This window comes from Polyangiaceae bacterium, from assembly GCA_020633205.1.
Classification (GTDB): Bacteria; Myxococcota_A; Polyangia; order Polyangiales; family Polyangiaceae; genus JAHBVY01.
Genome location: JACKEB010000014.1, coordinates 259,539 through 279,193, shown reverse-complemented (window position 1 = coordinate 279,193; position 19,655 = coordinate 259,539). Strand labels below are relative to the sequence as shown.

General features: G+C 63.7%; 18 protein-coding genes. 11 read left to right on the top strand and 7 right to left on the bottom strand.

Annotated elements, in window-relative coordinates:
• Positions 1–101: 101 nt before the first annotated feature.
• Both H6718_21280 and H6718_21275 read right to left on the bottom strand, forming a co-directional pair.
• Entirely contained in the window at positions 102–1,400 is a 1,299-nt protein-coding gene (locus H6718_21280) for a hypothetical protein (GenBank protein MCB9587952.1), read from the bottom strand.
• 33 nt (positions 1,401–1,433) lie between these two features.
• The gene (locus tag H6718_21275) at positions 1,434–2,801 is read right to left on the bottom strand and encodes a hypothetical protein (protein ID MCB9587951.1); all 1,368 of its coding nucleotides are present in this window, start codon (positions 2,799–2,801) and stop codon (positions 1,434–1,436) included.
• A 129-nt stretch (positions 2,802–2,930) separates the two neighbouring features.
• Here H6718_21275 and H6718_21270 point away from each other — a divergent pair, with 129 nt between their 5' ends.
• Positions 2,931–3,641: a DUF4262 domain-containing protein gene (locus H6718_21270; GenBank protein ID MCB9587950.1), complete on the top strand. Its 711-nt coding sequence runs from the start codon at positions 2,931–2,933 to the stop codon at positions 3,639–3,641.
• A gap of 4 nt (positions 3,642–3,645) precedes the next feature.
• Here the strand turns inward: H6718_21270 and H6718_21265 are convergent, their stop codons facing one another.
• Positions 3,646–5,130, bottom strand: a complete 1,485-nt coding sequence (locus tag H6718_21265) for a hypothetical protein (protein ID MCB9587949.1) — start codon at positions 5,128–5,130, stop codon at positions 3,646–3,648.
• Positions 5,131–5,199: 69 nt separating this feature from the next.
• Entirely contained in the window at positions 5,200–6,684 is a 1,485-nt protein-coding gene (locus H6718_21260) for a hypothetical protein (GenBank protein ID MCB9587948.1), read from the bottom strand.
• Between the two features lie 109 nt (positions 6,685–6,793).
• Between H6718_21260 and H6718_21255 the strand changes: the two genes are divergently transcribed.
• Together H6718_21255 and H6718_21250 are read left to right on the top strand one after the other, a co-directional pair.
• Positions 6,794–7,765, top strand: a complete 972-nt coding sequence (locus tag H6718_21255; GenBank protein ID MCB9587947.1) for a hypothetical protein — start codon at positions 6,794–6,796, stop codon at positions 7,763–7,765.
• A 31-nt stretch (positions 7,766–7,796) separates the two neighbouring features.
• Positions 7,797–8,390: a TetR/AcrR family transcriptional regulator gene (locus H6718_21250; GenBank protein MCB9587946.1), complete on the top strand. Its 594-nt coding sequence runs from the start codon at positions 7,797–7,799 to the stop codon at positions 8,388–8,390.
• Between the two features lie 12 nt (positions 8,391–8,402).
• On the opposite strand, the gene H6718_21245 is transcribed toward H6718_21250, so the two are convergent.
• Entirely contained in the window at positions 8,403–9,263 is an 861-nt protein-coding gene (locus tag H6718_21245) for a hypothetical protein (protein ID MCB9587945.1), read from the bottom strand.
• 66 nt (positions 9,264–9,329) lie between these two features.
• A complete protein-coding gene (locus H6718_21240) occupies positions 9,330–9,872 on the bottom strand; it encodes a hypothetical protein (GenBank protein ID MCB9587944.1) in 543 nt (180 codons plus the stop codon).
• A gap of 71 nt (positions 9,873–9,943) precedes the next feature.
• Between H6718_21240 and H6718_21235 the strand changes: the two genes are divergently transcribed.
• The 4 genes from H6718_21235 to H6718_21220 all read left to right on the top strand — a co-directional run bounded on the left by H6718_21235 (position 9,944) and on the right by H6718_21220 (position 13,319).
• On the top strand, positions 9,944–10,450 hold the full coding sequence (locus H6718_21235) for a hypothetical protein (GenBank protein ID MCB9587943.1): 507 nt from the start codon (positions 9,944–9,946) through the stop codon (positions 10,448–10,450).
• Positions 10,451–10,673: 223 nt separating this feature from the next.
• A complete protein-coding gene (locus H6718_21230) occupies positions 10,674–11,108 on the top strand; it encodes a hypothetical protein (GenBank protein ID MCB9587942.1) in 435 nt (144 codons plus the stop codon).
• A gap of 124 nt (positions 11,109–11,232) precedes the next feature.
• Complete coding sequence (locus H6718_21225) at positions 11,233–11,679, top strand: hypothetical protein (protein MCB9587941.1); 447 nt, start codon at positions 11,233–11,235, stop codon at positions 11,677–11,679.
• Between the two features lie 134 nt (positions 11,680–11,813).
• Positions 11,814–13,319, top strand: a complete 1,506-nt coding sequence (locus H6718_21220; protein MCB9587940.1) for a hypothetical protein — start codon at positions 11,814–11,816, stop codon at positions 13,317–13,319.
• Between the two features lie 3 nt (positions 13,320–13,322).
• Here H6718_21220 and H6718_21215 read toward each other — a convergent pair whose 3' ends face one another.
• The gene (locus H6718_21215; protein MCB9587939.1) at positions 13,323–14,606 is read right to left on the bottom strand and encodes a LuxR family transcriptional regulator; all 1,284 of its coding nucleotides are present in this window, start codon (positions 14,604–14,606) and stop codon (positions 13,323–13,325) included.
• 168 nt (positions 14,607–14,774) lie between these two features.
• Here H6718_21215 and H6718_21210 point away from each other — a divergent pair, with 168 nt between their 5' ends.
• From H6718_21210 to H6718_21195, 4 genes are all read left to right on the top strand, one after another.
• Positions 14,775–15,701, top strand: a complete 927-nt coding sequence (locus H6718_21210; GenBank protein ID MCB9587938.1) for a hypothetical protein — start codon at positions 14,775–14,777, stop codon at positions 15,699–15,701.
• 101 nt (positions 15,702–15,802) lie between these two features.
• On the top strand, positions 15,803–18,181 hold the full coding sequence (locus H6718_21205; protein MCB9587937.1) for a hypothetical protein: 2,379 nt from the start codon (positions 15,803–15,805) through the stop codon (positions 18,179–18,181).
• Positions 18,182–18,270: 89 nt separating this feature from the next.
• Entirely contained in the window at positions 18,271–18,924 is a 654-nt protein-coding gene (locus H6718_21200) for a hypothetical protein (protein MCB9587936.1), read from the top strand.
• 83 nt (positions 18,925–19,007) lie between these two features.
• A complete protein-coding gene (locus H6718_21195; GenBank protein MCB9587935.1) occupies positions 19,008–19,616 on the top strand; it encodes a hypothetical protein in 609 nt (202 codons plus the stop codon).
• Positions 19,617–19,655: the final 39 nt, after the last annotated feature.

Below are 19,655 nucleotides of genomic sequence, written 5' to 3'. Positions count from 1 at the left end.
CGCGTGAGTCCTGCGCGGGTTCCCGAGCCAACTGGTATGTCGCCCGAGCCGGCCCAGTTGAGCGCTAGGGGGGCGAACACGATCACACGTTTTGGCTCAGACTACTTGTCGTCGAAGACGCCGCCCGCCTCTTTGCGGGCCTCACGCAAGACTTCACGGATCTGCTCGGGGGTGAGTTCAGGCTCCGGGTTACGCGCTTGCTCCAGATCCTCGAGCACGCGCGGATGCAACTTGTCGCGCGGAAGCAGTGGGGAATCGAGGAGCTGAGCGTAGTCGATGCGCAGGTCGTCGAGCTTGCTCGTGAACCAGCCACCCCACTCGCAGAACGGCTCCTCCGAGAGCAGCTCACAGGTGAGCGCGACGGCCTCCGGGTGCCTTGCCCACCAAAAGACCTTGAGCGCGTCCACCCGAAGCGAGATGGGGCGCTCGCCTTGCGGGTCGAACGACATGGGATCCCGCAGCATGCGCTTGACGAGAGCCACATCACCAACGAGCTCACCCATCGCGAGCAGGTCCAAGTACCAGCTGTAGTGGGTCACCTTCAGACCAGGCACCATGAGGTCGCAGATCTTCTCGGCGATCTGCGGCGACATTGCCTCGACCAGCGCTTGTCGAGCCAGGCCATGACCTGAAGGGTGGTAAGGCTTCAAGCCCAATAAGGCGTCCACCGCCGCATCGTCCAAGTTACGAGCCAGCACCGTGATGGCCGCCTCGAACTGCTTCTCGCGGTTCACCAAGGTTGTCTCCTCAGGGAAACCTGCATTCGGCTGATGCAACCACTTGCCGGGTGTGTAGACGCCCTCCCAACGCACCAGCCACTCGAAGGCCGTGCGTCGCGCTTGCTCCGGGTCCACGTCGGCAAGGGCGAGCAATGCCTTGGCGCGGGCTCCCGGCTGTCCCTTCTCCAGCGCCGCCACGAGCTTCTCTGGGGATTGCAGCTTGGATGTCGCGCGGGGTTTCGCAGGTGCCTTCTTCCGCTCTGTCTTCGGTTGGCCGGCCACCGGCGCGGCAGTAGCCAGCGCCGCAGCTGCTTCGTCGACGATCTCGCGCATGCTCTCCACGTGCGCGGCGAACAGCTCCTTTATTTCCGCACGGGTGAGCTTGCGACGCCTCCCGTACACGGGCCACATGACGCCATAGTCGTCGGGCCCGTCTTCCCAGGCGATGCAGCTCAGCTGACCTTGGGCATTCTTGCGCTTCAAGCCGCGCACCGCGGCGGTCAGCTCCTCCTCCGAGCTGGAGTCGCGATCTTCGACTCTCAAGAAGAGCAGGCGTCGCCCCTCCCGCGTCAGGTGATCGATGACGACCGCGCCGCTCTTCGGTGGCTTCGCAAACCCTCGCGGAGTCGGCGCCGCGGGGTTGAGATCGAAGTCACCAATCCAGAAGTAGGACCAACCCATGTGCTCTCTCCCCCGAAAACCCTGAAAGACTCGCTAGGGCGCCGCCGAGGGCGTCACTGGCTTCAGCTTGGGGCTGCCCTTGATGCTCTCCGCCTTGCCCAGCAAGTAGTCCATGATGGCGACGCCGTTCTGCGGATATTCCTCGGGGAAACTATCCTTGCCGGGCTGCTCCAGCAACACGACCGGCCAGCCAGCTCCCGCAGCGAGGCGCTGAAAGCGATAGGAGCGGGGCGCGCTCTCCGCCTCACTGCCCGTAACCACGACCATGCGCGGCTTGGCCGGCGTCTCGAGGGCGAGCTTGTCGCCGAGGGGCTCGGGCGGACCGCCGGGAGCGATGGCAAACACCGCAGAGTAAGCTTCGGAGTGCTCCGTCACGACACCGACGGCGTGCTGAGCGCCCTGCCCATAGCCCACCACGATGACGCGCTTTGGATCGATCACATTGGAGACCAGGTCAGACTTCAGTGCCGCCTGAATGGCGTCGTGGGTCGCCTCGAAAGTGCCCACATGCCAGCAAAGCCGATTCTTTCCGAGAGGCAACGACCCCGGCAGGGCGATCACTACGACGCCGCGCTTTTTCCAGTCTTTTGAGAATTCCACCCAGTTCCCGTGATTGGACGCATAGGCGTGCAGCACGACCAGCACTGGAAAGCCGTTCTTTGGGGGCTTGCCTTTGGGTATGAATGCGTAAGGCGTGCCGATAGGCGGCGGCGTCGTGTTGTAGCGATCGCGCAGGCCGGCGAGGGTCTTCTCGTAGCGCGTGGAGAAGGCAACCGCACCAGGCAGAAAGATGTAGCGAATCGTCGGGTATTCGTTGAAGCCGAGTTTGTACGCGGACTCCAACGCATCGAGCGCCTCGTCTGTACGCCCCATGAACGACAGGTTCACATAGTGCTGGAAGGCGAACTCTGCGTCCTTCGGGGAAGCGGCCACCAGCGTCTTGAATGCGGCCTCCGCCAGATCGAACTGCTTACTCTCTCGCAGGTCGATGGCATCGTTCAGCTCCTCCGAGCCCGGATCCGCCTGGGGGATCTTCGTTTCCGCAGTGTAAAGCTCGAGGGGCTTGGGAGGCGGCACGCGCACCGCCCAGGCGCGACCCTTTGCAACGAACTTACACGCCTCCACCGCGGGCTTCACGAAGCTCGACGATGCGTCCGCCTCCTCCTCCGCCACGAGATCGTCGAAGCGCTTCCCCTTCATGTAGGCGTCAGCGATGCAGCCGCAAATGCGATTCTTCTCGGCGGAAGGGAACGGTGAGTCTGTGTCGTCTCCCTTGATGCACCCCTTGATGAAGTTCGAGCGATACTGATCGAGGGACTTCTGCTCTTTTTCTTCCTCGAACTTCTTGCAAGCAAGCAGCGCGAAGACGACGAGCCCAAGCAACGCGAGCCGCTGTTTCACGCGCCGAGTATAGCGGAGTACCCCGCTGTTCCGGGTAATCACAGCGTTGCTCCCACACCACGGTATTTCAGCCGAAAACGTGAGCCTTCTGGCTGGAGCGGCTGGGCGCGCCCCAAGTAGGATCGGGGGGTGAGGTTCGCTGCGCCCAAATCAAGTCGCGACGAGGCATCGGCGCAGGTGGCGCACCACATCCAAACGCGCGGCCAGCACGTCCACTTGGTCCACCCGACCAGCGTGCCCGGCTGGGGACACACCATCGGGCTCAGTGGGGAGTTTGGCTACGAGCTGATTCTGGCCGGCGCTGCCTACCACACCACCGATGAACTGATGCATGTGCTGAACAGCGTCGCCGCACAGCTGCGTGGAGGAACCACTGATAGGTTCCGCGTCGATGGCCTCGGCAACTTCACGCTGGGTGCGTGCGACGCCTCTTGGAGCGAGCACCTGCTCGGGCGCGCCGCAGCGCACTACGGTTCTAGCAAGATATCCGCGCAGCAATTAGTGCCTGACAGAGAGCACTGGACCGTGGACACGCCGAGCCTGAGTCAGCGTTTCACGCCCGAATCCGCGCCCGCCTGGCGCTGGCTCGCTGAACCTTGGAACCTAGCTATCCCTGAAACGGCGCACGTCGCGACGACGCTCGAGATCTTACAGGGCGCCCACGCGACCCACATCGCGCGCTTCGAAGCAGACGCTTGGGAGGCCTTCGGTGACGAGCCACCGGCGGACGACGACGTGCGGGTTGTGCCGATTTCAGTGATGCTCGCGGCAGACAAGCGCATGCAGGCGCTCTTGAGCCTCGAATTGGGTGGTGAGCTGGATTTGCTGGGCGTGAAGTAGCCTCTCAAAAGTCACACAGTTCACCCCACCACTCGTCAGCGTCCTTCTCGCTGACGTCGGTGAGCGCTACTAGCTGGTGATAAGCCTCGTAGGCCTCTTCGCGACGGATGGTGTCGATGCACTCGTATTTACTGTCGAGCTTGTTAAGCGCCTTGATGTAGTCCGTCAGCACCTTCTTCGCTTCGGCGCCTTTGGCTTTCGTTGCCCCACGGTAAGCGGCCGCGAAGATTTTGCAGGCTTTCTCTCCGAAGGCTTCGTCGTCGTCGACCCAGTTGCGCAACGGGTTGTTCGCGTTGGCGGCGATCCAGGCGTCGTTCTTGGCGCCGTGAATATCTAGGTAGCGCAGCTTGCCAAAGTGCTTCCTCAGCAGCTGGGCATCGGACTTTCGCAAGCCGCCGAACAACACGTGGTTCAGCTTGGGTAGCTTTTCGATTGGGGGGAGAGCGGCGACGTCCAGGTCATACACGTCGTAGAAAGTCAGCGATTCGAGCTCGCTCAACTTGGCTAACGCTTCCGGATGTTCGACCCGTGCAAACTTCCCACGCACGAGCAGCGAGCGCAGCTTGGGGTAAGCCTTGGCGATGGCTTTGAGGTCAATGACCTTCAGCCAGCTCACCTCTAGCTGCGATAGCCGCTCGAGGCCTTTCACCGCTGGTGGGAACAGCTGGTCCACGGGCTGGAACAGCGTGAGCGAGAGCTCCTCACCCCCTGCTGCGTGTTCAACGGAGACCGAGCGGCCCTTGCCGTGGCCGTTCAACGTCAAATCCGTCAGCTCTTGATCGATGCGAACCGATAGCTTTTTGCTGACGTCGAGGCGCAGCTCGAGCAGCGACGCACCACGGAAATCCAGGTTCGATTGAGCGTGGTCGTACCAGGACAGCTCCGTGATAAGTTTCCGTGAGGCAACATACTTTATGACCCCGATGTCTCGGCCATGGTAGAAGAGGTCAGACAGCGTTCCAGCGCCGTCGAGCACTTGCCACGGCACAGGTTCATCCGCTGGCCAGGGGAGCGTCGCGTGCTTGGTCGCGCCGATGGTCATGCTGTAGTTACCCCTGACGGTGGTCTCGCCCAGCGTGATCTGGTGGTCGCCCGCGCGGTAGCGCTCCTTCTCGGCTTTCGGCACCTCATGGTCCCAGCGCTGCTGCAACCGCAGCTGGAAGGCGAAGTTGCTCCAGAAGCCGTAGCTCTGCGGCTTCATCTCGCCGCTGACGACTGGAGGCAGCTCTCCTACCGTGCGGAAATCAGATGGCACCGGCCCGTCAGCGTACATGCGCTGCATGCGGCTCTTGTGAGCGTGATGGTCGAGCACCAAGGGTTTCGCCTTGGCGAGTTGCTTCAAGGTCGGTGGCCGCTTGCCCAGCCAGTCGAAGGCAACGATGTCGGCGTTCTCACCGTCGATACCGAGCACCTGGCAGGCACCCCAGAGCCCTCCTCGGATCGGCATCGCGTAGCAGCAGTTCACCACCGGCTCATGTCCCGCAGTCATGAGCGCAGTGTCTCACACTCCGGGTCAGACTCGTATGCCGTCTCGTATCATGCCGTCCTGAGAGGCGGCCTAGCGAGACCCGCGCCTCAGCCACTGCGTGCGCTCTTCTCGCAGATTGTAGTCTGCAGGAACCGCGATCATCGTGGTGTGACTGCCGGCAGGAACGAATGCGTGGGGCGTTCCAAGGTGGCCAACCTGAACCTGCTCATCGGGCCGCTGCGCCCTCAAACGTCGGCTCCTTCGCAGGTCGAAACCTCCCTCGTCACGCAAACCGACGACGAGTTCCACGTCGGCTACGCGCGGAGCGTCGTGAAATTTCCGCAGAGTATTATTCGAGACCGTCTGGCCAGCTTGGGGCCTATCCTGCGGAGCGCGAGGTCCGAGCCGAGGTGGCGGAGTAAAGCGGCGACGACACCACTCGAAAGGCAAGATCCGGATACGCTGCTCCAACGAACCACTCCACTCACACGCCACGCCATATGACGCCAACGCGAGCAGCGTCTGCTCCGCCAGCCGCTGAGTCTCGATGGCTTCGTCAGGCCCGTCTGTGGCTAGCGAGCCAAAAGCCAGCCACATCCCGCGTCCTTCGAGGGCATCAAGCACATCTTCTTGGTGAAAGAAGACTGCGCCGCGAGCGAGCGGGTCGGCTTGGACGCCAACGTAACCCCAACCATCTTGAATCGTCCGTCCCAAGCACTCCCGCGTGAACACGCCGGCGGCCGCCAAGTCAGCAAACGCGGCAGCGATCCGATCGTTCACGGTTGCGGCTTCCCAGCTCGCTTCACGCACCTGTTCAGCATGCAGGAGCTGGTCCGTGAAGCCGTGGAGCTGCTCTAGCAAGCCTGGCGTAAGCTCCAGCACCTCACCGTACCAGTCGCGCGCACGTTCTTCGAGCACGTCGTGACACTCGGCGGGGTCCGTGTACCCTGCCACCATCTCATATTTCCACGAGGCAATAAACAGCTCGTCGTCGCCGGGAGGGAGTCGACGTCCGCGTTGCTCCCAGCGAAAGTCTGGAAGGTAGATGCGAGTTCGACCGGTGCCGTCCCAGGATGTTCTGAGCCCGCATTGCTGACAGGCGACCACGACCGCTCTGCCTATCTCTTCACCATGGTCAGCTGGCGCGTCGAGAAATGAGCCGAACGCTAGGTACAGGCCATCACTCCCAAGCGCGCTCCAGACGTCTTGCTGATGGCAGAAGCAAAAGCCGACAACGGGACCGAGCCGGGCCTCGTCAAGGGCTGCGGCAACATCAGCTGCTCGAGCGATTCCGTCATCGACTGTCATCCCCCAGTTCGTGCGGGCTACCAATCCCTGCCGCTCGAGTAGCTCGAGCGCTTGTTGCAGGCGGTCACAGTCCGTCAGTTCTGACCACTCCGCCTCGAGGCGCTGCGCGATCTCGAAAGCTTCGAGCGTCGCGCGCCAGACCGCTGCGGGATCACCCTCGGGGTCAGCTTCCGACGCACCGAGCCCGTGTTCGAAAACCGAGAGCGGGGAAGCAAGTCCCGTTCGAGCAAGCAGCAGCAAGTCAGCCTTCAAGTCGTCGAGTGCCATGATGCTCCAATCGTCTCACCGTCGGTGCTTAGCAGAGTAGCCGACCGCCTTTGGTCAGTGACCGACAGGTGTTGTCGACGCGCTCGGAGGCTTTGGTAGGAAGCCTCCCATGACTCGCGCCACTTCCCGCCTTGGTCGCGCCGCTTTCGGCGCTGGTTTCTGCTTTCTCGCGGCTTCGTTGCCGGCCGTTGCGCTGGCAGCGGAACCGCAAGCCGCTGAGCGTGCCGTGCCTTCCGATACGGCAACACCCAGCGAGGCGCCTGAAGCAGCCAGGCCCTCGCGCTGGGATTTTCAAGGTGACGTGGGGGTGCCGCGCTTGGAGTCCGGAGAGACGAAGCTGATTGGCAGCGGCGACGTCGGATACCGCGGAGATGACTACCGGCTCTCCGGTCACCTCGGCATCTCCAACTACGCAGCCGCGACCCCTGGGGCGTACAACGCGACTGCAAAGCGGTCCTTTGGGCTCGGCGGCACGTGGTCCTTGGTGAAGCCCAACGCGACCTCGTCCCTCGAGCTCAAGGGCGCCCTGGACTATACGACCTATGCCACCGTGTATATCCCTACGGATGTGAACAGCGGTGAGCTGTTCAGCGAGTTCTCCGGCATGACGCGAGGGACGCTGCTGCTTGGAGGCACCAAGGAACTCACCCCGAGCTTGCTGGTGGCGCTCGCCGGCGGCGCGGGTCTGCAGTCAGAGAACTACTACGCCTCGAGCGACGCAAACGTGGAGGCGAGCACTTCGTCGACCGCCCGCTACGTCGCTCAGGCGGACGCGCGCTGGAGGATGATCGCGGAAACGCTTGCGGTGCGCGCGCACTCCGACGTCAGCTACGCTTCGGTGACACGCACTCAGTTTGCGGTCGACTCCCTGGACGCGAACGAGCCCACCACGGACTCCTTCGCGCTGATCGAGTCGACCAACCGCCTCTTTGCGGAACTCGAAATGTTTCAATTCGGTGGCGTGGTCCCGAGCGCGTTCGTCGGGCTCGACGTCTTCTCCCTCCAGGGCAGCGCCGGCTCAGCGCTGGCCTACATCCCGTCCGTTGGAGTCGGTTTGTCGAATGCGGGCTTCACTCCCTGACGCTCTTCGCCACGCCTGCTAGCGTGGCGGCGTGGGCAAGCGGGACTCCGAGGGCACCTTCGAAGCGATCCTGAGTGGCGCGCGCAAGGTGCTCGCGCGAGATGGTCACGACGGCTTCTCCCTGCGCAAGGTCGCGGACGAATGTGGCCTGCGCCTCGGCAGCGTGCAGTACTACTTTCCCTCCAAGGACGCGCTCTTCGACGCTTGCCTGCGCGAGCAAGATGACTGGGTGAACTCGCTCATCAGCTCAGGACAGCAAGCGGTGCGCGACGGCGAGTCCGTACGCTCCGTGATGACCCGGGCGACGCTCTTCTCGTTCCACGGCGTGCGTCAACAACGCAGCGTGACTCGCTTGCGCGTGGACCACGTGAACCGCAACGAAGATCGCCTGATGTTACCGGAGCTGCGGCGGACCGCCATCTGGCTCGCAGAACAAGGGATCCCCAGGGATCAAGGCGGGCTCATCGTGCACACGTTGGTCGTCGCGGTCGTCCGCTATGCGTCCTGGGACGCCACGACGCTGATGGCCGCGACCCTCACGGAAACCGAGAGCGCGGCCATCGCTGCTGTGGAGACGCACCTGACCGCTCTCGTCGCGGCGCTGATCCCAGAGCCGCCGACGTAGCGAATCGTTCCCCTAGGGGCGCCAAACGGACTCGTAGACGGCCTCCAGGTCCAAGTCGTGGGTCGCCGGTTGCCGCGCGCGGCGCTTGAAGTCCACGAACACGCCACCACCCCATTGAAGCTCGCCGACGGCCGCGCCAACGACGATGGTGGTGGTGGAGACGCGGTCTTCAACGGGGTGGCCCCGATAGTGTCTATTCCGCGAGGCAACCGGTCCTTTCGCGTCCACACGCACGTAGAGACGGAGCTCATCTGCGTGTCGCTGCGTTGGGCGCACCGGCACTTCACAGCGCGTGACCTCACCCGGCCCGAGCTCCACCTCGAAGGGTTTGGGATATAGCAGCCAGCCGTCACCCAGGCGCTTGCGCGATTCCTCTTCGAAGGAGATGCGCGCAACCCGGGGCGCGTTGACACAGCTTTGGAGCCACACCTCCAGCACCGAGTCGCGGGTGAGCCATGGGTCTGGCTGCACCATCGTCCATTGCACTTCATCGCGCTCATACAGCCCTTCTCGCCCGAAGCGCTCCCCCAAGATGTCTGGCAGCCCGCCACTTGGGTTGCGCGACCTACGCCAAACCACGAGCGCTGCGATGGTGCCGGCAACCAGCAGCACGAGCACGATCGGCGGCATGACACCAGCGCCCAAGCCAAAGACCACCAAGACGGCGGTGTAAACCGCAGCCAACAACCCCAACACCGCAGCCGTGAACAGGCTCGCGACGATTGGATCCGCACGGAATTCTCGATAGAGCACCAGGCCGGCGGGGAGCAGCACCAAGAGCCCCGCCCAAAAGGGCCCAAACGTGAACAGCGGCACGCCGACCATGATGGCCAAGAACGCCAAGGCGAACGCCGGCCGCAAGGTCATGTTCATGACCGCCGCTTAGCACGTTTTCCGCCGCCGTCCGGAACCAAGCGGAGGGCAGCCACAACAAGGCGCTCAGCGCAGGGAATCGAGCCCGTTCGCCAAGCTCTCGACCCACGTCAGGTTCATGCTGCGGCCCGTCTCGCGAAAAGCGGCGAGCAGCTGGTCCTTGTGATCGTCGTGCCCCTCGAGAGACACCTGCACGCGCCCGATGCTCGGACCCTCCACGTGCACATCCTCTTTGAACAGATACACACGGCTGATGCGCTGCCAGGGGATCACGCCGCGAAAGCTCGGCGTCGCGATGCCGAGGCCCTGCCGACTGAAGATCACATCCCCTTCATAGCGACGCTTGGCAGACTCGACGAAGAAGTACAGCGCCAGCGCGGCGAGCAGCGACAACACGATGGTCAGTCCGTGATCGCGCAGCACATCCCAGCCGAACTTCCACACGACGCAGACCAGGAACAGCGGCGGCAGCGCAAACGCAGGCAGCAGCACCGCGCGCGTGTAGGAGGTGCGCTTGGCGACGAAGCGAAGCTCCTGGATCACCGTCTCTCGGTCGCTGTTCACCAGCGAATCAAAGTCCACGCCGATGCTTCGGGCAACGGCCAGCATCGGACAGTGTCCGATTCAAACGCCTGCTTGCGTCTCACGCACGTTCACGAGACAAGCCGGTTGACTCAAGCATGCGACGTCTGCTGGACAACGAGTGGTTTGCCGGGGCTGTTGGCGTGGTGATCGGCGGCCTCATCGTTGCAGGCCTCGTGGCCCCGGTCCCGATCTGGGTGCGCCGTGTCGCGCAAGGCGTCGGACTCCTCGCGATGGCTGCGCCCGTGCTCCCATTCATCGCGCTCATCCCTTGGCACTTCATTGCCGTGCGGCGTGGACTCATTGCGCGCAGCCGCAGGCCGTTCAGCATTGCTGTGGCCGACGGAACTCTCACCGTCGAGCACGGCGCGTCTCGGACCCACTGCGATCTGAGCGAAGTCACCGTCGCTCGACGTGCTTTCAACGACAACTTCTCCGAGTCCAGGATGCTCGAGGACGCCATCGGGCTGTTCTCCGCCAACCGCCGCGAGCTCGTACGCGTCCCCGTCGCGTCTACGGGCATCGATGAGCTGATCCGCGCCTTGCGCCAGCGCAATATCCCAATCGACGACGTGCCCGTGAGCGCACCAACCTTCCTCGATTGAACCCACGTTCTCTGCAGCGCGAGTCGCAGCCGGGTTTGGGGGTGAGGGGTGCGCCTTTGCGACCGCGCGGTGACACGTCAAAGCAGTGACTCGAGTCTCCCCATGATTCGTGTCAGACTCAGCCCATGGGCAGGCGATTGTTGAACTCCGAGTCCTATGCGAACGGCGAAGATTGCGATGACGAAGCGTGCCACAACGCCAGCGTGACGCTGAAGTGAATACCATGGTCGCCAACTCTCGCCTTTTGATCGCGTTATTGGCCTGCCTCGCGCTGAGCCTCGCGGGCTGCATCGGCGGCAAGACCTGCACCCTGATGGGTTGCGTCAGCGGTGTGCAGCTAAACCTCGCGGAATCGGTCTCCACTGAGGGCGAGCTCCTCATCACCGTCGAGGCGGACGGCGAGACGTTCAGCTGCACCCAAATCGACGGCGTCGCCAACCACTGCCCAGACTTCGAATTGCGGAGCAACACTCGCCTGCGCGAAGTCATCTTCCAGAATCACACGCCACGGAGCCTGCACCTTCGCATGCAGAGCAACGGCACAGTCGTCGTGGACCAGGACGTCACCAACATCAGCTACCAACGCTCCTACCCAAACGGCGAAGACTGCGACGACGGGTGCGCATACGCTGAGGTCGAGCTTCGCCAGCAGATGTAGGGTGACGCCACCCAGGTCAAGTCGCAGTCGTGAGCCCCGAAGCCCCAGTGAACCCGAAGCCACAGTGAGCCCCGAAGTCGCAGTACCCAGCTATCCGCTGCTCTCAGAAAGTTAATACCGCGTCGTGCCCGCCTTCGACGCCCAACAGCTACGCGAGTTCAAGCAGCAAAGCAGCGCCATCCTGATCGATGCGGAGTGCCGTCGCTTTCGCTACGCGCCGGCGGCCCGCAAAGAAGGGCGCCTCGAATACGAAGCGCAGCTCTCGCTCGAGGAGGCCAAGCGCCTCGTCTGCCAGGCGGTGATTGCGGGCGAGCCTCGCAGAGCTATCGAAGCGTGTGAGTCGATGCCCGCCATTGCCCGGTACTTCACCAGCGACTTCAACCCTGAAGACTTCGTCCCAGATCCGCGGCGCAGCGCGGGCAGCGTGCGTATCCTCACGGTACTACTGCTCGCTGCGACCGTTGCCGCGCTGTTGCTCGCCAACGGCTCTTATGGCCCTTCGGCCCTCGCTGCCATCGCGGTGATCGGCGCCTTTGCCTTGAGTCGGAAGTTCACGAGCCGCGCGCGATAGCCCCTGGTGAATCGGTCGTCGTAGGTCGGCGGCGCGGGCCATAGGAGTTGAATTGCTTCAGCTATTGGGCGAGTGAGGTGTGGGATGCATACGCGAGCGTCACGCCGACAGCGGACCATGCTAACCGCCTCTTGATGAGTCGTTGGGGGGGACTATGCATGGCGGCGCTGCTGCTCAGCTGCGCTGGCGCACAGAGTTCGGCGCGCGCACCGGAGGCAATGGAAGTTGCGGAGGAGACCGCTGCGCCTCACCCCCAACCCACTCCCGAGGGAACGCCTACGTGGACGCGCTTCTCGGAGTTGGGCGGCAATGTTCCGGCGACTCACGCAGAGCTCGACGACTTGAAGGCTCAGTCAGCGTACGTCGCGACGGTGCGCGGCCGCGTCATCTGGATGGACTTGAGAGATGCGCCGACGCGGGCGTTGCTCCCAACGGTCAGAGGTCCCGTCACGCTGACGCTGAGTGATCCGACGCCCGAGCTGATCGCCGCGGTGAATGACGTCGCACAGCGTTACCCCGTGGAAGTGCTCTGCGAGCTGCAGTGGATGGCAGAGCTGGACGAGCCGCGGGATTTGACGGTGCTCGAAGGGTTGAAGCAGGTGGAAGGGCTTTCAATCAACCTCGGCCGGGGGCAATCGGAGCTGCCCGACTTTCGCAACTTTGCGCGCTTGAAGCGGTTAACCGTCAACGCGCCCGACTCCGGCGAGAACCTCCCGGAAATAGTCCCGAGGACGCTGGAAGAGCTCGACGCGGTCGCCGACTTTTCGTCGGAGGGCTTCTATAACTTCGTGGAGCTCCCGCACCTGCGCCGCTTGTGGGTACCCAATAACCCCGCGGACTTCGAAGGGCTGAGCAACTCCGAGACCATCGAGGAGCTCAGCGTCACGCTCCAGCTCAGCCAAGAAGATGTCGCAGAGCTGCGCGGCTTGAAGAAGCTCCGGGTGCTGCAGCTCACGACCAACCGAGACCCGGCGGCGTTCAAGGCGCTGGCTGATCTACCGCAGCTGAAGGACTTGAGCTTTCCCGTGATGGGTTTCGACCAGGAGGGGATTGCACCGCTCAACGGACTCACGCAGCTCGAAGCCCTCGAGCTTCTCTATCCGCGCCGCACGGAAACGCTGCTCGCGGTGGCGAAGCTGAAGAAGCTGCGCAAGCTCACGCTGCGCGGCGCCAAGCTGAGCCGCGCTGACTTACAAAGCCTGGCTCGTCTCCCGCTGACTGAGCTGGAGCTCTCGACCTGCAACTTCGACGCGGACAGCGCCCCGGTCTTCGCAAGCTTCACTCAGCTCCACCGCCTGAATCTGATCCATTCTCTGGCGGACAACCGCGTGATCGCTGCACTGAAGAAGCTCTCAGAGCTGCGTCACCTCGGCGTCCCCGCAAACGTGGATGATGAGGCAGTCGCGGACCTACGCGACTTGGATCAGCTGCGTGAGCTCGACCTGCGCGGCAGCAAGATCAGCGAAGCCAAGCTTCCCGTGCTCGCCGCGCTGCCCGAGCTGCGCAAGCTGTGGTTCACCGCGACCCCAAGCCGCGCGACCACTGCCAAGCTGGTCGCGACGCCGCAGCTGTTGTTCTTCTCTGAAGGTCCCAGCAAGCTGAACTGCCCAGGGAGTGACTGGCCGGAGTCGTGCCAGTGAAGGTTACTTCGACCTAGCGCGCGCCTTACCTGCGCGAGACCCCAGGAGCTCCTGGCGGCTGCTCACACCGAGCTTCGAGAAAATCGCGGCGACTTGGTTTGCGACGGTGTTCGGCGAGGTGCCGCGTTTCCGTGCGATTTGCGCATTGGACGCGCCGCTGAGTAGCGCCTGATAGACGTCGGCTTCGCTCTCGGTCAGCTCGACAGGGGCACTCTGAGAGGGCTCGCTCCAGACCCGTAGCTCCATGCCCTCTACACTGAGGAGCTTCGCGGGCTGCTTGAGCAAGGTGGTGAGTAGGGACGTGGTTTCCCACTGGGATGATGTCCCGAGCTTTCTCCCGATGTTCACCACGTGGGTGCCGACGGTACTTGGCGACACACCCAGCTCGTAGGCGATCTCCTTCTGGGAGTCTCCCCGCGCGAGCCGGGTGGCCACGCGACGCTCTCCGGCGCTGAGCGCCCGGGGATCGAGCTGGCGATCGGCGTTCACATGGGCAACGACGAAACGGCGTCCGTCGCGATCGAACTGATCGATCAGCGACCAGCGGCCGGTGACCATTGGCGTCCAGGTCTCCAGCGCATCGGCGCTTCGACGGCTGCTACCTCGGGCACGGTCGATGGCGCGAGCCGCTTTCGAGAGCGCGGTCAGGGCGCTGCGCTCCGTCGCGTCACCATTCGCGTGGAGCACCTTGCCGTGCGGATCCAAGAGGGCTCCACCCTTCGGCGCCTCCACCTGCTGGGGCTCCGCCTCCAGCGCACAACGCAAGCGGTAGCCGGCTGCGAGGTGGCTCATCACCCGTTGCCAACGTTTGATCGTGGCGAGGGGGATCACACACGGCTTGCTCGAGGGGGCGACCAACGCCAGGCCCCGAGTGTGCCCCGGCGTCCACGCCATCAACGTGAAGATGTCCGCCGCGCCCGTCGCCCGATCGGCTTCCTCCATCACCGCGCTATCGACCCGCTTCCGCTTGACCAAGCCCTGGAGCGTGTCGACCGACGGCGCATAAACCAGCAGTGGCGCGATCAGCTCCGGCCGCAGATTCGAACACACACGCTCGAAGTAGTCGTAACTCTCCTGACCAACCCAGGTCTTGGGGCTCGCCGACCAAGCCTGATGGGGGGTCCCAGAGACTTCGAGCTCGGCCACGAACACGCCGCGATCCTGCTCAATCGCTGGCGCGATGAGATGACGCAGCCGAGCAAGCCACTCCACCTTGCTGGAGCGCAGGTCGTAGGCGCATTCAGCCACGGTAATCGCGTCAAACGCGCGCTGGTGTTGACGTGCCATGTTTCGAAGTCGAAGCAGTCAGGCTACCGAAGCGACCAAACGGGGCCATAGGCATTTCTTCTAGTCGGAAACACCGGCAGCGCGTTTCCACGCAGCAACTATGCTTCCACGCGCGAATCGAATAAATGCCTACAGCCGGTCGAGCGACGCCCGGCTATCGCCTGGGCGATGTCCCGCAACTCACGTCGATTGTCTTTGGGCGCCGCCTTGCTTGCAGGTGCGGCCGTGTGCTCGATTCACTCCCTCGCCGCCGCACAGGAGGCGACTCCCTGCAATCCCGCTTGCGGCGAGGGCCAGCAATGCGTGAACGGGGTCTGCATGGTCCCGGCTCCGCCGCCAGGTGCCGCTCCGCCGCCAGGTGCCGCTCCGCCGGGTGCCGCTCCGCCGCCTGCCGCTCCGCCGCCCGCTGCTGCTCCACCGCCAGGCGCCGCTCCGCCTCCGGGTGCTGCTCCACCGCCAGGGCAAGGCTATCCCCCGGGCCAGGGCTATCCTCAGGGAAACGGTTATCCGCCCGGTGGTGCACCGCCGCCCGGGCAGATGGGCTATCAGTCTGGGCCGCCAGCTGCGCCGCCTCCACCCGCCGCGCAACCTGAAGAGCGCAGCTGGGCGCTCAGCTTCAAGGGCGGCGCGTTGCTTCCAGGCTCGATGTACGTCGAGATCGCCGACGAGACCTTCGACACGGAGATGGGCGGCCTCTTCATGGCGCGCATCGAAGGCTACGTCGCACCGAAGGTCTCCGTGGGCGCACAAGCCATGCTGGCTTACCCAACGCTGAACGTGAGCGGCGTGGGAGACCAAGATCTCAGCTTGGCGAACTTCGCTCCGGTGCTCATCGCGCACTTTGGCTCCGACGCGTTCCAGATCTCTCCAGGCATCGCCCTTGGCTATCAAACCATCGACTCCGACGACCTCGACTCCAAGGTAGAGGGCTTCAGCCCGGGAGCGTTCGTGGAGCTGAGCTTCCCGCTCTCCAAGGTGCTGCGCGGCTCGGGCGAAGTCGGCTTCATCAGCCAACCTTCTGGCGGCAACGAAGACACCGAAGTGACCTTCGGGCCCATCTTCTACCTCGCCGCTGGTCTCTCGTTTGGCGGCTGAGCGACACCTCATCACGCAAGAGCCGAGGGCCCTTCGGATCGCAACAAGCTGGGGGGGAGAGGGCAGTCGCCGATGGTACTTTGTTCGACGGAGGAAGCCCCATGTCGTTCGAGTCCATCCCCGAGACGTTGCGCCAGGAACTATCGAGTGAGCCACTGCCCGTCGCTGAGCAGTGGCGTGAGCTCATCGGAGACATCGTGCCCGCCGACGTGGCGCGCCACGAACCGGAAGACGGCGGCTTCTTGTTGTCGCACCCGAAGCAGCTGCTAGAGGCTGAAAATTGCTTCGAGCAAGCGATTGTCCACGCTGGGAGCTCGCGCACGGTCGAGCCAGTGCTCCAGGCGTTGACCCTGGTTTTCTTCCTCACGGAAATCCCTGGGGACGGCGACACCTTCATGCTCCAGGTGACGAACGCCGGGGACACTGCCCACGTCGTGAACTGGTCTCACGAAGAAGGCTTCTTCACGGGTCCCGTCGCGTGGGACATCCCGAGCGTGCTCAGGATCGTGAAGGTCTGGGAGAGCAGCGACGACACGGCCAAGCGGCGCGAAGACCTGACCCCCGCCTTTGGCCGCGTCAATGCGTCGCCGTGGCCCTTCTCCTTCATCAGCGAACGGCTGATCGACGATGAGGTGCTGGAGAGCGAAACCGAGCTCAACCGTGAAGGCGAGCGGCCTCGCAACCTGCTCGATGTGGTTCAGCCGCGCGCCTGGTGGCTGGCCCACGCACTCCTGGATCAGCCCTTCGATGCGAACGCGCTGAAGAATCAGCTCGAGTGGGATCCGACGAAGACCCTCGCTGGCCCCCACATGGCGAACTTTCCACCAACGGGGTTGTACTGGCTGTGGCGCAGCTACTTCTTCGGTGAAGCGTGGCTGGACGACATCATCGCTGCCACGCGGAACAGCAAGAGCCGCCTGGTGCGCGATGCGGTCAAGCTGGTTGAAGAGCTTCGCAACGAACAGCGGCGCGAAGTCGGCGGCATTGATCTAATCAAGGTACGCCAAGCCGTCCAAGGGATCCTCGCCAAGTTGCGCAACCCTTACCCCGAGGAACTGACCTCCGGTTCGGTGAAGTTCGTGCGCGATGACAGCCTCGTCTCGCACCTGAGCGATGCCCCTGCGCCGCACCCGAACCCTCCAGAGCCGGCCAAGGACCAGCCGCTGAGCCCTTGGTGGAACACGAACTATCCAGCGATCGGCGTCTCCGGCGATGGTCGCATGCTGGTCTCAGGTCACCGCGCTCACCCCCGCGCCGGCAAGCACCCATCCATCCCGCGGAGCATCCCCTCGGTGTTCGAGATCGACGCCGAGGGCAAGGTGCTGATGACCAGCGACGCGGATCAGGTGAAGGCCGCTCACTACGTCACCAACGACCTGTTCGTCTTCGCGTTCCAGCAGAGGGTGAGCCTGTTCGAGCGTGTCGGCACCCGCGGAGTTGCCACCCAGCAAGCAACCACGGTCCACGACGGCACGCTGTTCACCGACGAAGGTCGCACCATCGTGCGCTTCAGCGGCTTTCACAACTACAACATCAACGGCCGCGACGCGCGGCTAGTCGAAGTCTTCCGCGTGGACGGCGGCGTGCTCAAGCAGATGTGCAAGGCCGAGCTCGAGCTTCCTCAAGCGGCGCTCGTGGATGGTGCGCTGGTGGTCGGCAACACCGAGAAGGGTGTCGCATTCCGCGCGGATTTGTCCGAGGTCAAGACCAAGGACTTTCAGGTGCCGACCTTGGGCAAGAGCTTCGCGGTGCGGCCCAAGCTCGACGCCCGCGAGGGGCCCGAAGTGGCGATGGAAGCACTCAACCCGCTCAACGACTGGGCGTTCCCGATGCCCAACGGCACTTGCGTCATCTTCAAGTACAACGGCACGACGTTCGACTTCTGGATCGGCGACGACCAAGGCGCGCGTCCCTTCGAACCTGCGATCGGCGGCACCCCCGTCGACTACCAGATCTTCGACGAGAGCCACGCGGCGCTGATCGCCAATCGCGCGTCGGTGTGGGAAGCCGATTTCAACACCGGCAAGGCGACGTTCCTGTTCGAGAGCGCCGGGTCGGATCCCCTGGCCATCGTCGGGCGCGGACTTGCGCAAGTCGTCGACAACGATCTGGTCCTGCATCGCCCGTCAGAAGCCGGCTACTCGCAGACGCGAATTCCTCTCGGAAACGACTGCAAGCTCCACGGCTCAATCATGCAAGGCCGCGTGCTCGCGCTCCAAGCCGCCGGCTCACCCTTGGTGCTCCTGGGCGTCGGTGAAGCCGGCGTTCACCTGCTGTGCGCCATGGATCCCGCCGACGAGCGCGCAAGCTTCGCCGTGGAGGAGTACGAGAACCCGCGCGGCATTCACCGCCTCGAGCTCGTCGGCAAAGACAAGCGTCTGTGCTTCCGTGGCTTGGCGGCTGCGCTGGACAAGCTGGCGGACTACCCCCAAATCCACACGGTCCCCGCCGAACCCTGGAAGCAACGCCCCATCGCGTAAACGCGGCAAAAAGCGGACGCCACCACTCGTTCGTTGGTCCGGCGGCATCGACGCTTGTAGCTAGCTGACGGTTCAGCTAACTACAAGCTGTGATACTGCGCGGAATCGTTGTGGTGCTGGGCCTGTGCCTCGTCTTGCCCATGGGTTGCTCGTCTGAAGATGATGCGCCAGCGTGCTTCTCCAACCGGGACTGCACGACTGATGACCCGAGTCAGGACGTCGCTTGTCGCTGCGACTTCGATGCGGGCCGTCAGAAGTGCGTCGTGCTAGCGAAGCCGGGAGAGCCCTGCGTCTACAGTGACGATTGCGAGTTCGACGGCTACTGTGCGGTTCTCTCTGACGGCGATCATCGATGCGTCACGCGAGGTGGCATCGGCGCCCAGTGCAACGACACGACCTTCTTCTGCAGAAAGGACCTCTACTGCGACGAAGGGACGTGCGTCGCGGGGTACCTCAACGAAGACGATGAATGCCGCGCGGATACGCAGTGCTTCCCTGGTTATATCTGCGACCACGAGCTCTCACCTGATCTCTCCCTGGGCCTGTGTCGCCTCAAGTTCAGCCCAGGCGCTACCTGCTACTTCAACAGCTACTCGTGCACTGCAGGTTTCTACTGTGGTTCCGGCCGCGTCTGCACTCCACAGCTCGAGGACGAAGCGGAGTGTTCCGAAGACTACGCCTGTCGATCGGGTGACTGCTTCTACGGAAGGTGCACCCGGAACCCCGAACTCAATTGCAAGTAGCCACCCGGCTTTGAAACAGCGGTCTAACGCAGCAGCTCAGCCTGGGTTTGGGGTGAGGCGCGGTGTACGCTGTCGCGCTGCCCATGAGCGACGAACAGCCTCCCCCCGAAAAGGCCACCCAAGGCACCGAGCTTCAGGGGCAAGTCGTCAAGCCGCCGTACCCCACTGACGATGGCCATGTCGTCGTCGAAATCCTGGCGGAAGACGGCGCACACGTGCGTGGCCTGTTCAAGGACTCGGGCTACGACGCAGACGTCGGCCGAGAAGGCACCCTGGCCCACCGCCAGCTGGCGATGCGCCTCTTGGATGAGCTAGACGCCCAGAGTCCACTCACCCCCCTGCTGCAGGAAGCGCATCGCATGCGCCGTGCCGCATGGAAACACAACACGAGCTACGACCTGTCCCGCCGGGGCCAACTGCTCGGCCCCCCAGAGCCCGGCGTCGTCACCCAGCCCGGGCGAAACACGGGAAAGAAGCTGGTCGTGCTCCAGGTCGAGTCCCTCGGCGTGCAGTACGAAGTCGCGCTCTTCGAAGACGGATTCGTGGTCGAGTGGGTGGACGACTGGGACCTCACCACCGAACAGGGACGCCACGACGCCTGCGCGACCGGGGTCAACTGGGTGCTCGAGCACCCCGAAGAAGCCGCGGCGCTGGGCCTACAAGTCGACCTGTTTCGCCTCTTCTACGAGTGACGTCCGCAACCAGCTCGCGCTCCCACCGATAGGAGCGGC

What these genes read in the sequence shown, in the direction of transcription:
- H6718_21255 (MCB9587947.1), top strand. Translation starts at nt 6,794, where the DNA reads ATGACTCGCGCCACTTCCCGCCTTGGTCGCGCCGCTTTCGGCGCTGGT.
- H6718_21265 (MCB9587949.1), bottom strand. Translation starts at nt 5,130, where the DNA reads ATGACTGCGGGACATGAGCCGGTGGTGAACTGCTGCTACGCGATGCCG.
- H6718_21205 (MCB9587937.1), top strand. Translation starts at nt 15,803, where the DNA reads ATGTCGTTCGAGTCCATCCCCGAGACGTTGCGCCAGGAACTATCGAGT.
- H6718_21210 (MCB9587938.1), top strand. Translation starts at nt 14,775, where the DNA reads ATGTCCCGCAACTCACGTCGATTGTCTTTGGGCGCCGCCTTGCTTGCA.
- H6718_21240 (MCB9587944.1), bottom strand. Translation starts at nt 9,872, where the DNA reads ATGCTGGCCGTTGCCCGAAGCATCGGCGTGGACTTTGATTCGCTGGTG.
- H6718_21235 (MCB9587943.1), top strand. Translation starts at nt 9,944, where the DNA reads ATGCGACGTCTGCTGGACAACGAGTGGTTTGCCGGGGCTGTTGGCGTG.
- H6718_21230 (MCB9587942.1), top strand. Translation starts at nt 10,674, where the DNA reads ATGGTCGCCAACTCTCGCCTTTTGATCGCGTTATTGGCCTGCCTCGCG.
- H6718_21215 (MCB9587939.1), bottom strand. Translation starts at nt 14,606, where the DNA reads ATGGCACGTCAACACCAGCGCGCGTTTGACGCGATTACCGTGGCTGAA.
- H6718_21220 (MCB9587940.1), top strand. Translation starts at nt 11,814, where the DNA reads ATGAGTCGTTGGGGGGGACTATGCATGGCGGCGCTGCTGCTCAGCTGC.
- H6718_21195 (MCB9587935.1), top strand. Translation starts at nt 19,008, where the DNA reads ATGAGCGACGAACAGCCTCCCCCCGAAAAGGCCACCCAAGGCACCGAG.
- H6718_21260 (MCB9587948.1), bottom strand. Translation starts at nt 6,684, where the DNA reads ATGGCACTCGACGACTTGAAGGCTGACTTGCTGCTGCTTGCTCGAACG.
- H6718_21245 (MCB9587945.1), bottom strand. Translation starts at nt 9,263, where the DNA reads ATGAACATGACCTTGCGGCCGGCGTTCGCCTTGGCGTTCTTGGCCATC.
- H6718_21280 (MCB9587952.1), bottom strand. Translation starts at nt 1,400, where the DNA reads ATGGGTTGGTCCTACTTCTGGATTGGTGACTTCGATCTCAACCCCGCG.